A 13,466-nucleotide genomic window follows, 5' to 3' on the forward strand; every position below is an offset into this window, starting at 1 on the left:
GTGAAAAAGCGCTGAACGTGAAGACCGAACAAGGTGAAGGCCGCAGAGCCGGGCGCGAAGCAGCGTTGTCGCAGGCCCGGCGCGGCTCAGACGTCCTGTTTCGGAGCCGACGCGCTGTCTGGATTCGACGTGCTGTCAGGCGCCTGATGCCAGAAGTCGAAGAAGTTGAACCACTGCAGCGGATGGCGCTTCACGCGTGCTTCCAGGTGACGGGCATGGCGCTGCATGGCCTGCTGGATCCACGCCTCGCGACCGCTGCGCTTGACGGCGCGGCTGTCATCGAAGGGCGCGAAATCGACCCGGAAACGCGGATGGGCGCCGCCCTGTTCGCGAATGCAGCTCAGGGTATAGACGTGACAGCGCAGCAGCGCGGCCAGCATGAAGGGCCCCTGCGGGAAGGGCGCGGGCTGATCGATGAAATCACAGTGCAGCACGCGCGGTGAGGCAGCGGCACTGGCCGGCGACGCGGGTCTGCTGCCTTTTGCCATGTTGGCTTCGACCGAGTTGGCTTCGACCGAGTTGGCTTCTGCCTTGGCATCGTCGACGGTGGGCGGAATCGGCACGCGGTCGGCGGCGATAACCACGAAGCCGCCGCGATTGACGCGATCGCCCAGCGCCATGGCGGTGGCGGGCGTGATCTCGCTGACCTCGATCATCTGCGGCGGCTTGCGGCCGGTGGCCTGCTCCAGCAGCTGATTGAACTTCTCGGCGTGGCGCGTGTGCACCAGCGCACACAGGTCGATGTCGTGGCGCTCGCCGATGGCATTGATCACATCCAGATTGCCGTGGTGAGCGACGAGGATGATGCCGCCCTCGCCACGCAGCGCGGCGTCGCGCAGGTCTTCCGGGCCGGTGCCGGTCAGCGAGGACAGCGGAATCTCGCCACTCCAGGCCGAGACCTTGTCCATGATCGCCTCACCGAACTGCATGAAGTGGGCGAAGCTTCTCGTCCACAGACGTACGCCGCCGAGATCTGGCTCAAGGCGCTTGAGGAAGTCGAAGGAGGCGCGCCGCGCCACCCCGCGCAGCAGGAAGTACCACACCAGCACCGGAAACAGCGCGATGCGAAACGGCCAGGCGCCGAGGCGACGACGAATCGTCACCATCAGGCGCATGCCAGTGGTGGAGCCTGTTTCTGACAGGCGTGCCCAATGGGTCATTCGTGTTTCCCCTTCGCGTCGTCAGGCTGCGAGGGGCGACTGACATGAGTGGATGGCGACTTGCGATTGCGTCCCGACAGCGTGCGCCAGGCAAGTTTCGGTGAGCGCAGCAGCATGCCGAGGAACAGTCGCGTATGCATGGCGCTGATCAACAGGTTGTCGTGACCGGGGCGGAAGTGGCTGACGCCTCCGGTGGGATAGCTGACATGCACCGGCAGATTGGCGACCTCGCCATCGGCCCAGTACCAGCGCACCAGCACCTCGGTGTCGAAGGACATGCGATCGCCACAGTCATGACGCGCCAGCAGTCGGTTGGTGGCGGCCAGCGGGTAGAGGCGCACGCCGCACATGGTGTCGCGGATGGCCAGCGACAGGGTGTTGATCCACACCCAGATGTGCGAGGCGTAGCGGCCATAGAAGCGGATGCGCGGCACGCTGGCGTCGTATTGCGGATAGCCGATCTGCAGGCAGTCGGGATTTTCCTGCATGCCGTTGAGGAAGGCGGGCAGATCGCCGACATCGTGCTGCCCATCGGCGTCCACCTGCAGGGCATGGGTGAAGCCGAGCTGCTCGGCGGCCTGCAGGCCGCTGCGTACGGCAGCGCCCTTGCCGCCGTTCTGCTCGCGACGCACCAGATGATGACCCTCGGCCGCCAGCTGATCCAGCACCGCGGCGCAGGGCGCGCTGCAGCCATCATCCACCAGCACGATGGGCAGCCCGAGCGGTGCCAGACCCGCACACACGCCGGCGATGGTGGCGGGGTGATCGTAGACCGGAATCACCACGCAGGCGCGCAGTGGCGACTCGCTGACGGGGGGAGAGGATGTGTGGCCGGTCATCGGCGCCTGGGGCTGGCTCATGACGCCTCCGGTGTGGGTGTCGTCTGGGGTGAACTAAGTGGCGAACTGAGTGGCGAACTGAGAGGTGCGCTATCGGTATCAGCACCGTAGCGCAAGCGGCCACTGGCATGCAGGCCCGCGCGGGATTCCAGGCGGAAGTCGACGCGCAGGCCGTGGCTGTCGGCGACCAGTGTCGCGGCCAGCGAGAAGCGCATGCCCGGCAGCAACAGGTTGGAGAACTTGATGCGCTCCAGACGCTGAAAACGGCTTTCCTGCACGCCGACACCCGCCAGGCGCAGGCGGCGACCGAGATCGCGAGCCCACTTGAGCATCACCACGCCGGGCACCAGTGGCTGGGCGGCGAAATGACCCTCGAGGTAGCACAGGCTGTCGGGCACCTCGGCTTCCAGCGTCAGCTGCTGCGGGCCGCTGGAGGTCTCGCCCAGCCAGCGTGGCAGACGATGATCGTCGAGATCGGCAAACAGTCGCGCGACGGAGTCCGCCGTGAACTTGCCCTGGGCATTCAGCGGCAGGCGCGTGACGAAGCGCCAGTAGCGCGGCAGGGCGATGCGCTCGAAGCCCGGCATCAGTGCACGGCGCAGACGCGCGATCAGGTCGCGGCGGCTGGCGTGGTCCTGTGGCAGCACGCTCTCGTCCATCACCACCACTGCGCCCAGGCGATGATCGCGAGTGGGCATCGGCAGGCAACGTACCTCCAGCACCTCTTCCTGCTCGTTCAGGCAGCGCTCCACCGCGCTCAACGAGACCCGCTTGCCGGCCAGCTTGACCAGCCGATCACTGCGCCCCAGCAGCTGAAAGCGTGGCGCTGCGTGCTGCTCGCCTTGCGACGGCGGCTCAGCCGCCAGCGGCGCGGCGTTGTCGGCCTGCTGCCACCACTCGTTCGGCTGCTCCAGAAACGGTGAGCGCACGGCGAAGGCGGGCGAGAAGCGGAGCTCGACCTCCGGCAGCGGTGTCCAGTGGGGCGTCTCGTGCTGGCGGCGATGCGCGATGCCGCCCGTCTCGGTACTGCCGTAGATCTCGATCACCGGCGCCTGCAGGCAGTTCTCGGCGTGGCGGGCGGCCTCGGCCGGCAGCGGGGCACCTGAAGAGAAGACTCGCAACACCTGAGCCTGGCCTGCCACGCGGCTCTCGTCACTGACCTTTGGCAGGCGCGCCAGCTGGGCCGGCGAGCTGACCAGCTGGCAGCGATGCCCGAGGCCGGACAGCTGCGCGATGGCGGCGGCCAGCTGCTCCGGGTAGTGGCAGGCTTCGCTGAGAAACGGCACCCCTTCGCTGAGCGGGCGCAGCAGCGACACCAACAGACCGTAGATGTGCTGGTGACTGACCTGGCTGAGGCTGACGGTGCCTGTGCTTGGCTCAGACGCTGAGTCAGTGCTTGAAGCGTCCGTCGCCAGCGGCCACAGCGTGCGATGCACGGCCAGTTCGGCCTCGAGCTGATCGAAGCGCTTGGCGATGCGCAGCGGCTCGCCGGTGGAGCCGGAGGTGCAGAGCTCCAGCGCGAGACGCGCGTCGTCCGGGTTGATCTCGAACGGTGCGTTCGGTGCTGCGGTAGAGCCGGTATAGCTGACAGTGCCGAGAGTGCCGGGTTGCTCCAGCGGCCAGCCAGCGGCGCTGGTCTCGGGCAGCTGGCCATCACTGCTCTCGGCCAGGCGGGCCAGGGATTCCGGGCGGTCATCGCCGGGCAGCACGGCGAGCATGCCGCGCTCCCACAGCGCCAGCAGCTGCACGCAGGCGCCAAGCGCCGTGGGCTGGAACAGCACCCAGCGCGCACCGGGCCGGCGGCCAGCATGCGCAGCGGGCAGGTTGTCCAGCCACTGATGCCAGGCATCGACGCGTGCCATCAGCTCGGCACGACTCAGCGGGCGCAGCGGCTGACCGGGACTGGCCAGCCAGCAGGCCGGCGCCGCGGGCTCGAGTCGGGCGAGCTGGCGCCAGCCCTGATGGATGAGGGAGGTGGCGCGCTGGGCGGCGTCTTGCTCAGTGGAGCGTGCGGTGGCGCGGCTGGCAGGCTGGCGGGCATCAGACATGTGAGGCAGGCAACTCTTCAGAAAGTCGAATTCATCTGGGGGCGTATCCACGCCGGGCGTATCCACGCCGGGCAAATCCACGCGGGGCGAATCAATGCATGGACTCAGCTATCGATAGCCGAGCTCATCGATAACCAAGCTCATCGATAACCGAGCTCAGCCATCGGCGCGGCGCAGGCGACGGCGTACCAGCCATTCGCCGCAGAACAGCAGCCCCATCAGCACGTAGCTCACCAGGCCGTTGTAGAGCGTCCAGGTCGCGAGGTCGGCATACAGCGCCGTGGCCGCAGCAACACTGGCATTGAAGACGAAGAAGCCGCACCACACTCGGGTGACCTTGCGGGTATAACGCACGCCGGCGGCGGGCAGATCAGGCTCCTGCAGGCGCGCCAGACGCTCGATGACCGGCATGCCGCGCCACAGACTGGTGGCGAACACGCTGAGCATGGCCAGATTGACCAGCACCGGATAGGCGCGCAGCCCCAGTTCCGCCTCGCTGAGCAGGCTGATGGCGATCAGCAGCGCGGCCAGCGTCAGGCGCAGGAGCCACGGCAAGGGCAGACGCTGGATCAGCAAGGCGCCCAGCGCGATCAGTGCCCACACCCAGGGCGAGACATGTCCGCTGGTCGCGTCGCCCGCCGGGTCTGCCGTCAGCCGCGAGAGCAGGGCATAGACCAGCAGTGGCCAGCACACGGCGGCCACGACGCCCAGCCCGCCAAGCAACAGCCTTGGCAGTGACGGACGTCGCCCTCGACCAGAGGACAATGACGTCATGCCTGGCGCTGCATCAGCTGCTCGACGGCAGTCACGACATCATCGAGGCTGCGTACGCTCTTGAAGTCATTGGCTTCGATGCGGCGGCCGGTGAACTTCTTGAGTTCGACCACCAGGTCCACCGCATCGATGCTGTCGATGTCGAGGTCTTCATAGAGCAGCGCCTCGGGGTGGATGTCAGCGGCATCGATCTCGAACAGCTCGATCAGGGTGCTACGCACATGGGCATAGATCTCTTCGCGGGACGCGGTCTGTTGCTCAGCGCTCACGACGGGCCTCCACGAGTTCACGCAGGGCATTGAGGCTGGCGAAATGCGCGCGAGTGTCCTCGGCTTCGGCGTCCAGCGTGATGCCGTACTGCTTCTGCAGCGCGAGACCGAGTTCCAGGGCGTCAATCGAATCCAGCCCCAGGCCGTCCACGAACAGCGGTTCATCGGCGACGATGTCGTCCGGCGTGATGTCCTCAAGCTCCAGGGTGTCGATGATCAGTTGCTTGAGTTCCAGTTCCAGCTTGGCGCTATCGCTCATGAGTATTCCTCGTGTCGGCGTACCGATAATGGCCGGTATGAATGGCAGCAGGCTTTATTAACGGCGGGAAGGCCGAATATCTTAATCACTTTTTCTCGCTATCTGATCAACATCAAGCTCAGGGGCAGTGCGGCGCAGCGCGTTGTCATGACTCGCGAATCCGTTGCTGAAAGGCGGCCAGCTCAGCGGCAAAGTCGCTGGCCAGGCGGCGCGTCAACTGGCGGGCATCGAGTGACAGCGGCACTTCATCCTCTGCTGCCGGTGGCGGTGCGACATGCGCCGTCATGTCCGGCAGCACCTTGATATTGAGCATCACCCGCCGGGCCGGGATGTGATACCAGGGCTCGCCCTTGGTCAGGGTGCTGGGCTGGCAGTCGATCAGCACGGGGGTGATCTCGCTTGGCGTGCGCAGCGCGATGTTGGCGGCGCCGCGGCGGAATTTCAGTGCGCGCCCGGGCACGCTGCGCGTGCCTTCCGGAAACAGGATCAAGGCATTGCCGCGCGCCAGGCTCGCGCCGGCGGCCTCGAGCACGCCCTGCGGCTCTTCATTGGTGATGTAGCCCGCGGCGCGGATGGGGCCACGGGTGAAGGGGTTGCGTGCCAGCCGCCCCTTGACCACGCAGTCGGCGTGGGGAATCAGCGCGAGCAGGAAGACCACATCGATCAGCGTCGGGTGATTGGCCAGCACCAGCAGGCCCGGGCGTTGCAGGCGCTCGCAGTCGTGCAGGCGATAGTCGAGCACGCCCAGGCCGCGCATCAGACCCACGAAGCCGCGCATGCAGTGATGGATGATGCTGCGCGCGAGCTTCTGTCGTTTCTCGGGGCGGCGTACCACCAGTGTCAGCAGTGGCCACATTCCCCCCACCAGCAAGCCGCCCAGCCCGAAGGTCAGGAAGCTGATGGCCGTGGCGATGCCACGCCACAGGCGTCCGAAGGGTGACGACAGCATGCGGGGCATCAGTCTGCTTGCGGCGTCGGTGAGGCGGCGTGAGCGCGGCTCAGCTGCCAGTGATGGCGACGACAGGCGAGCGTCTCAGCCCCGGCCTGCTCGAGCCAGGCAATGACCTCAAGCGGCGTCGGGGCGCTGTCCGTCATTGACTCGCCAGGCGTGGCGCTCAGTGTCCATGCGCTGTCATCGTCACTGCGGCGGCTCAGGCGCAGGGCGACGGCGCTGGCGCACGCCGGGTAGTCGCCGTGGTGCAGGAAGGCCTCCGGCGCGGCGATATCGGAGAACAGCACGATGACGTCCTCGCGCTCGCTCAGATAGCCGAGCGCCTCGCTCATCAGCGCCTCGAATTCGTTGCCGCAGGCGGCGAGGGCTTCCAGCGGCTGATGGGACTTGCCGGTGATCGAGTACATGCCCAGCACGGCGTTGTGCACCGAGAGCGAGAAGCGTGCCGGTGACAGGGCTTCGTCGGACTGGGTGGCGGCATCCAGCAGGGCGAGAATCTTGCCGGTATCGCCATGACGCGAGGCATGGATGATGGGCAGGTCGGCGTCAGGGTCGAGCGCGAACAGCAGCTTGCAGCAGGCCTGGCCGACCGGGCTGAGTCGACGACGCTGCATGGCCGGGACTTGCTCGGCACGCGGGGAGGGGGTGATATCTACGCGGCTGTCGTGGGCGGTGCGGGTCGCACTCGCCTGCCAGGCTCGCCAATCAGTCAGACGCATGAGGTTCTTGTCCGTGAACGCATCGTTGCCATATTGGGGTCTCAGTGTACCGCACAGGGGTTGGGCAGCCCAACCGGGCTCAGGCGTGTTGGCGCTGAGCAGGCGGCGTGGCTACGCGTGTCGTTGGCAGGATAGCAGCTTGCAGGGCGGCACAAGGCGCCTGACGTGAGGTGTCGGGGCGTGATGTCCTGCGGCGGGTCACCGCTGTGGCGGCGCTGGACAGCGGCGGAAGAGGGTGTAGGGTATCGCCGCACTGAGACTGGCGCCCGGGGCGTCATGGGGTAAAACGCTGAGGACGCACAATGATGACGGTCATCAACAGGTCGGTGGCATGAAGGGTGGCTCGCGGGACCTGCTGCGTAGACGGGCTCGCGCAGGGCAGGCGACCCGAGCGCACTCGCAGGCACTGGTTCGCCTTCTGTCGCTCTCGGAGTGGTTGCCGGTCATCCGGGTACTCGGCCTGCTGCTGTGCGTGGTGGCCTTGATGATGCTGGCGCCCTTGCTGGTGTTGCTCGGTGAAGCGGATGCGGATGCCAGCGCCTTTCTGATCTCGCTGGGCATCACGCTCGGCTCGGCGGCCATCATGCTGACGGTATCGCGCAAGGTGGAGCTGCAGCTCAAGCCGCGTGCGATGTTCGTGCTGACGACGCTGAGCTGGGTGCTGGTGTCGGCCTACTCGAGCCTGCCGTTGATCTTCGGTGCCACCCACCTGGGCGTGACCGATGCCGTGTTCGAATCGGTGTCGGCGATCACCACCACCGGCTCCACCGTGCTGTCTGACATCGAAGGGCTCTCGGATGGCCTCAAGCTGTGGCGCGGCCTGATGCAGTGGGTCGGCGGCATCGGCATCATCGTGATGGCGATCGCGATCCTGCCGTTTCTGAAGGTCGGCGGCATGCGCCTGTTCCAGACCGAATCCTCGGACTGGTCCGACAAGGTGCTGCCGCGTGCCGGTGGCGTGGCCAAGGCCATCGGGCTGGTCTATGTCGGGCTGTCCTTGCTGGCCATCGTCTGTTACTGGCTGGGCGGCATGCACTGGCTGGATGCGCTGGTGCATGGCATGACGTCGCTGGCTACCGGCGGTTTCTCCAATTACGACAGCTCGATGGGCGTCTATTCCGACCGGCCCCATCTGCTGTGGATGGCGTCGGCGTTCATGTTGCTGGGGGCGCTGCCCTTCGTGCTGTTCATCCGCGCCTGGCAGGACCAGGCCGGTGTCCTGTGGCGTGATGCCCAGGTGCGCGGCTTCCTGCGTCTGCTGGGGTGGGTGATCGCCTTGCTGACGCTGTATCGCGTCGTCAATGGCGAGCCCATCTTCACGGCGCTGACCCAGGTGACCTTCAATGTCATCTCGGTGGTGACGACTACCGGCTACGCCAGCGACGACTACAGTGCCTGGGGGCCCTTTGCGGTGGTGGCCTTCTTCTATCTGACCTTCGTCGGCGGTTGCAGCGGCTCGACCAGCGGCGGCATGAAGATCTTCCGCCTGCAGATCGGCCTGATCATGCTCGGCAACCATCTGCGCTCGCTGATCCATGCCAATGGCGTCTTCTCGCAGCGCTACAACGGCCGCGCGCTGCCCGATGAGGTGGTGCGCGCCGTGATCGCCTTCTCGTTCTTCTTCTTCATCACCATCGGTGGCCTGGCGCTGGCGCTGTCGTTCATCGGGCTGGACCTGATCACCGCGGTGACCGGCGCCGCCACGGCCGTCACCAACGTCGGCCCGGGGCTGGGCGAGATCATCGGCCCGGCGGGCAACTTCTCGAGCCTGCCGGACAGTGCCAAGTGGTTGCTGTGCATCGGCATGCTGATGGGGCGTCTCGAGATATTGACCGTGCTGGTGCTGTTCTCGCCCAGCTTCTGGCGCAAGTAGCGGCCCACGAAAAAGCCACCGTCGATTGACGGTGGCTTTTTCGTGGCAGGTACAAGACTCAAGTGTCTTGCTCCGCAGTGCTGGCTTACTGCGCGACCTTCTCGCCGTCCGTCGCCTCGGCGGCATCGAGCTTCTCGTCGAGATCGATGGAGAGCCCTTCGCGATTGAGGATCGGATTGGCGTATTGCACCAGCCACCAGTCCTTGAGCTCTGCGGGTACCTCTGCGAGGCGGTTCTCGAAGGTGGCGCGCTCGGCACCGCTGATGGCCGAGACATCCAGCGCCGAGGCCAGACGCGGCTCCTCACGCAGCTGCGGGCGGCTGGCGGCCAGCTTCTCGAGTGCCAGCTGATGGCTCGGGTAGAGGGTGTAGTAGGCCAGCACCTGACGGTCGACTTCCTTCACCACGTCTTCCGGGGTCTCGAAGTCGCCCTTGAGCGGCTCGCCGAACACCAGCTTGACGCGCCCCTTGTGGCCGCTGATGCCCGCCGCGATGGACTTGATGTCCTCGTACTGCACCTTCTCGTAACGGCCTTCATTGGCGACGGCCGCCAGCTCACGCGCCTTCTGCAGGTCACAGGGGTCGAACTCGTAGCTGATCGACACCGGCACGATGTTGAGCTCGCTGACCGCCTCGCTGAACGGGCGTGTCTTGTCGGCGGTGCGCGCCGCCATGGTCAGCATCTTGATGATGGCGCTCTCGGTGCCGTCACGGCCGTCCTTGGCGCGCCCTTCACGCTGGGCCAGCCAGATGGAGTGCTGGTCGTGGGTCAGCGAGTGGCGGATATAGCCCGACAGCGACTGATAGGCGGCCAGCATCGCGCGCTTGCCCTTGGCGGAGCGCGGCACGATGAAGCTCTTGTTGAGGCGCATCAGGTCGGTGACGAAGGGCTTCTGCAGCAGGTTGTCACCGATGGCGATGCGCACCGTGTCACGCCCGTGACGATAGAGGGCGTAGTTGACGAAGGCCGGGTCCAGCGAGATGTCGCGATGGTTGGACAGGAACAGATACGGCGTGTCCGGCGACAGACGCTCCAGTCCCACCGTCTCGAAGCTGGTGGTGGTGGTGTGGATCATGCGGGCCATGTAGACGGCGATGCGGCTCTGGAAACTGGCAACGTCCTTGACGCCAATCATCTCGCGCTTGATGGCCAGGCGCGCGATCTGACGTGCCAGCCACGGGAAACGCTGGGTCAGGCCCGGCAGGCGGAAGCGAGTCAGGGTGTCGAGCAGCTCGCGGTCCTGCTCCAGGCGTACCAGCACCTCCGCTACCTCGTCGTCGTGGTAGGGGCGAATATCGGCGAACGGGTCCTGTTCGCTGGTCGTGGCAGGCTTGGGTGTTGCAGTGTCAGTCATCGACGCACGTCATCCGGGTTTGTCATTCTGAAAAAAGAGAAGGTCGGCAGCGGGCCCAAGGCTCAGCTGGCGGGCTGGGCTTCACCACCCAGCCAGGCGGTCATCTGCTCGATCACGCCGGACAGCACCTGGGCCATCAGCGCGAAGTCGGTCTCCAGACGCAGGATGGGGTCTTCGCCGTCATCCTGGGCGTTGGCTTCATCGACCACGGCATCGGCGAACTTGAGGCTCTTGAGCGCCATGTCCTCACCGAGCACCAGCGCGACGCGGCCATCGACTTCCAGCGCCAGCTTGCTGACCACGCGGCCCAGATTCAGCGCCGTCTGGATTTCCTCGCCGTCGAGGTCGAACTGACGCGCACGCAGCACGCCATCTTCGCCGCCCGGCGCCTTGAGTTCGACCTGGTCACCGACGATCAGGTCTTCCGGGCGTGAGCTGACATCCTTGAGCCAGGTGGTCATCACCTGGGAAGGCGGCTGCGCGACGGCCAGCGGCGTGACCTTGAGCGTGCCCAGTGTCTGGCGCAGCAGGTCCAGCACTTCCTCGGCGCGCTTGGCATTCGAGGCGTTGACGGCGATCAGGCCGCGCCGGCTGTCCCACCACAGGTCGGTGCGCGAGGAGCGCGTGAAGGCGCGCGGCAGCAGCTCCTCGTAGATCTGCTCCTTGAGGGTCAGCTTCTCGCGGCGACGCAGCGGACGGCCTTCGGCGGTCTCGCGCTCGGCCACGCGCTCCTCGAGTTCTTCCTTGACCACGGCGGAGGGCAGTACGCGCTCCTGGCGCAGGGCGCTGATCAGGAAATGGCCCTGAATCTCGTGCACCAGCAGGTCGCTGTTGCGACCGCCAGGTGCCACCCAGCCGATACGCTTGGCTTCGACGCCGGTGACCGGCCGGAAGACATGCTCCGGCAGGGCGTCGGCGAGACGACCCTCTTCCAGCGGTGCGCTATCGTGCAGGCGATACAGTTGCAGGTTCTTGAACCACATGCGACCAGTCCTTGAGTCCGGTGAACGGGGGCTGCCCGTCTGAATGGCGCATATTATGGCGAAACTCATGCGGCGGGTCATCCGCCGTGGACGTGACCCTGCGTCACACTGCGGTTGCCGACCATCTCGCGCGAGCGCAAGGACATACTGTGTGCACGCTGTGGCGCTAGTCTTGAGTCGACCTGGCGGTACGCGGTCTGGCGGTTTGCGGTATCGCTCGACAGATATCGACCAGCAGGCATCGACCCGCAGGCATCGACCATCAGACTTGAGACGCGGAGGGCGGCAGAGTGATCGACGACGTTGTTGTGGAGACTGCTGTGGGGACTGCTGAGGAGACGGTTGTGGAGGATTTTGTAAAGACGGGCGCGAGCGCGCTGAAACGGGCACGACCACTGACGCTGGCGGCGCTGACCCTGCTGCTGTTCGGCTGCAGCGGGGAGCATGACGCCCACGACAAGGCGGCCAGCGCGGCCGAGACCAGTGCAACGGTCACGAAAGAGGCAGCCGCTGACGGCGAATCTGCCCCGGCGGCGCTCGGGCTGGAGCCTGGGATGTTTGCCGAGGGCGCGATCGTCGGCGAGGTCGAGACCGTCGATTGCACCTTGAGCGGCGGCACGCAGACGACCTGCTATCAGTTCCGTGTGGCCGGTGCGCCCGCGGACCCGCAAACCTCGCCGGAGGGGCCTTTCTGCCCGCCCAATATCCATTCCGGTGAGGAGGAAGGCGGCACCTGGATGGATGGCGAGGGCACCCTCTATCAGGTGGACGGCGAGTTCATCAAGAATCTGGCCACTCTCTACAAGGACAAGGAGTGGCAGATGTACGACGTCAACACGGGCGAGATCACCGTGATCGACGGAGCGCGAGGCTGTGAGGTGGCGGGGAACCCGAACCCCATCGAAGGCTTCGACAACTTCTGTCTCGAGTGTCCGCTGGATGAGCTGGGCGGTGGCATCGAGAAGACTGTCGTGATTCCCAAGGTGCCGGTACCGGCCGCCGAGCCGACCTCGCTTGCCGGCCGCTCCAACACCGGCGTGGCGCTCAATGGCGTGCTGTTCGGCCCGCCGGCGCCGCTGGAGCTGATCCTGAGCTCTCACACCCTGGGGGTGCTCGATGATTGCGGCGCGCATGCCAATCCGCATGAGGGCTATCACTATCACACCGCCACTGGCTGCTCCGAGATCGGCATTCAGGAAGATGGTCACTCACCGATGATCGGCTATGCGCTGGATGGCTATGCCATCTATGCCAGAGAGGACAAGGACGGCAACATCCCCGCTGACCTGGATGAGTGTGGCGGTGAGACGGACCCGGTGCGTGGCTATCACTATCACGCCTCCGCGCCGGGGGTTAACCAGATCTTCGGCTGCTTCATGGGCGAGAAGGGGCACTTCCTCGACGAGGAGGGAGGAGAGAGGCCACCGCAGGGTCCGCCCGGCGAGTAGCCGCCTTGCCGGGATGGCGAGCAGGGCCGGTGCCGTCATTCAGCCAAGCGTTTGTTTTTCTGTCCGTCACCGGCATAAGATCAGCTGACGATGGCCACACGGCGCGATCGTTTCACGGACGGGAGGCAGGGATGCAACACGACAGCAATCCACCGCAGGCAGCGGACGGCAGTCACACAGACGTCGGCAATCACGCAGACATCGGCATTCACACAGACGTCGGCAATCACGCAGGCGTCGTCAGTCGCACGACCCTGACGGTGCGTGGCTACCATCTGGATGGCTATGGGCACGTCAACAATGCCCGCTATCTGGAATTCTATGAGGAAGGGCGCTGGGAGTTCATGCTCGCGCATCTCGATCTGGCCGCGCTCAAGCGAGAAGGCATCGCGATGGTGGCGGTCAACCTCAACCTGGATTGGCACTATCCCGCCACCGTGCATGATGAGCTGGTCATCACCACGCGGCTGGCCGAGCTCGGGCGACGCAAGATGATCATGCGCCAGGAGATCCATCTGGGCGAGCGGCGCATGGGCGAGGTGCATCCGCGTTCCGGGGCGCTGGTCTCCAGGGCGGACTTCACCTTCGTGCTGATGAATACCGACACCGGTCGTGCCATGCCGCTGGACGGCGAGATCGGCGCGCTGCTGGGCGCGTTGGTCAGTGAAGAAACGGCCTGATCGCCCTCAGCGGCGAGGCATGAGCCAGCAGGCCGCGCATATTGACGGCCGTACTACCGTACTGAGGTGTCCTTGCGGCGTCGTGTGAGCTGCTAGGCGCGCTCGCAA

The 13,466-nt window shown here is 65.8% G+C and carries 13 protein-coding genes; 3 read left to right on the forward strand and 10 right to left on the reverse strand.

All coding sequences use genetic code 11. The annotated features are described in order from the left end of the window. Window positions 1–86: 86 nt before the first annotated feature. The 8 genes from MSG32_RS00480 to MSG32_RS00515 form a co-directional block, all read right to left on the reverse strand. Entirely contained in the window at window positions 87–1,160 is a 1,074-nt protein-coding gene (locus tag MSG32_RS00480) for a glycosyl transferase (protein ID WP_248376898.1), read from the reverse strand. After that, the gene (locus MSG32_RS00485) at window positions 1,157–2,020 is read right to left on the reverse strand and encodes a glycosyltransferase family 2 protein (protein ID WP_248376899.1); all 864 of its coding nucleotides are present in this window, start codon (window positions 2,018–2,020) and stop codon (window positions 1,157–1,159) included. The genes MSG32_RS00480 and MSG32_RS00485 overlap by 4 nt, the downstream gene beginning before the upstream one ends. Next, window positions 2,017–4,047: an AMP-binding protein gene (locus MSG32_RS00490; RefSeq protein WP_248376900.1), complete on the reverse strand. Its 2,031-nt coding sequence runs from the start codon at window positions 4,045–4,047 to the stop codon at window positions 2,017–2,019. Before MSG32_RS00490 ends, MSG32_RS00485 begins: the two co-directional genes overlap by 4 nt. Before the next feature lie 156 nt (window positions 4,048–4,203). Continuing rightward, the gene (locus MSG32_RS00495; protein WP_248376902.1) at window positions 4,204–4,821 is read right to left on the reverse strand and encodes a hypothetical protein; all 618 of its coding nucleotides are present in this window, start codon (window positions 4,819–4,821) and stop codon (window positions 4,204–4,206) included. Then, window positions 4,818–5,090, reverse strand: a complete 273-nt coding sequence (locus MSG32_RS00500) for an acyl carrier protein (RefSeq protein ID WP_043331449.1) — start codon at window positions 5,088–5,090, stop codon at window positions 4,818–4,820. Before MSG32_RS00500 ends, MSG32_RS00495 begins: the two co-directional genes overlap by 4 nt. Next, window positions 5,080–5,349, reverse strand: a complete 270-nt coding sequence (locus tag MSG32_RS00505; RefSeq protein WP_043331448.1) for a phosphopantetheine-binding protein — start codon at window positions 5,347–5,349, stop codon at window positions 5,080–5,082. The genes MSG32_RS00500 and MSG32_RS00505 overlap by 11 nt, the downstream gene beginning before the upstream one ends. A 145-nt stretch (window positions 5,350–5,494) precedes the next feature. Beyond that, window positions 5,495–6,298 (reverse strand): lysophospholipid acyltransferase family protein, encoded by an 804-nt coding sequence (locus MSG32_RS00510; RefSeq protein WP_248376903.1) that lies wholly within the window; start codon window positions 6,296–6,298, stop codon window positions 5,495–5,497. 8 nt (window positions 6,299–6,306) lie between these two features. Further along, window positions 6,307–7,020: a beta-ketoacyl synthase chain length factor gene (locus tag MSG32_RS00515; RefSeq protein WP_248376905.1), complete on the reverse strand. Its 714-nt coding sequence runs from the start codon at window positions 7,018–7,020 to the stop codon at window positions 6,307–6,309. Between the two features lie 331 nt (window positions 7,021–7,351). Between MSG32_RS00515 and MSG32_RS00520 the strand changes: the two genes are divergently transcribed. Beyond that, window positions 7,352–8,893, forward strand: coding sequence for a TrkH family potassium uptake protein (locus MSG32_RS00520; protein WP_248376906.1), 1,542 nt, complete (start codon window positions 7,352–7,354; stop codon window positions 8,891–8,893). A gap of 85 nt (window positions 8,894–8,978) precedes the next feature. Here MSG32_RS00520 and MSG32_RS00525 read toward each other — a convergent pair whose 3' ends face one another. Beyond that, window positions 8,979–10,247, reverse strand: a complete 1,269-nt coding sequence (locus tag MSG32_RS00525) for a 1-acyl-sn-glycerol-3-phosphate acyltransferase (RefSeq protein WP_052384259.1) — start codon at window positions 10,245–10,247, stop codon at window positions 8,979–8,981. Between the two features lie 62 nt (window positions 10,248–10,309). Beyond that, on the reverse strand, window positions 10,310–11,230 hold the full coding sequence (locus tag MSG32_RS00530; protein ID WP_043331446.1) for a recombination-associated protein RdgC: 921 nt from the start codon (window positions 11,228–11,230) through the stop codon (window positions 10,310–10,312). A 344-nt stretch (window positions 11,231–11,574) separates the two neighbouring features. Here MSG32_RS00530 and MSG32_RS18045 point away from each other — a divergent pair, with 344 nt between their 5' ends. Beyond that, window positions 11,575–12,678, forward strand: coding sequence for a YHYH protein (locus MSG32_RS18045; RefSeq protein ID WP_248376907.1), 1,104 nt, complete (start codon window positions 11,575–11,577; stop codon window positions 12,676–12,678). Between the two features lie 131 nt (window positions 12,679–12,809). Beyond that, window positions 12,810–13,358, forward strand: coding sequence for a thioesterase family protein (locus MSG32_RS00540; RefSeq protein ID WP_248376908.1), 549 nt, complete (start codon window positions 12,810–12,812; stop codon window positions 13,356–13,358). Window positions 13,359–13,466: the final 108 nt, after the last annotated feature.

The sequence above is a fragment of the Cobetia sp. 1CM21F genome (assembly GCF_023161745.1).
Taxonomy (GTDB): Bacteria; Pseudomonadota; Gammaproteobacteria; order Pseudomonadales; family Halomonadaceae; genus Cobetia; species Cobetia amphilecti.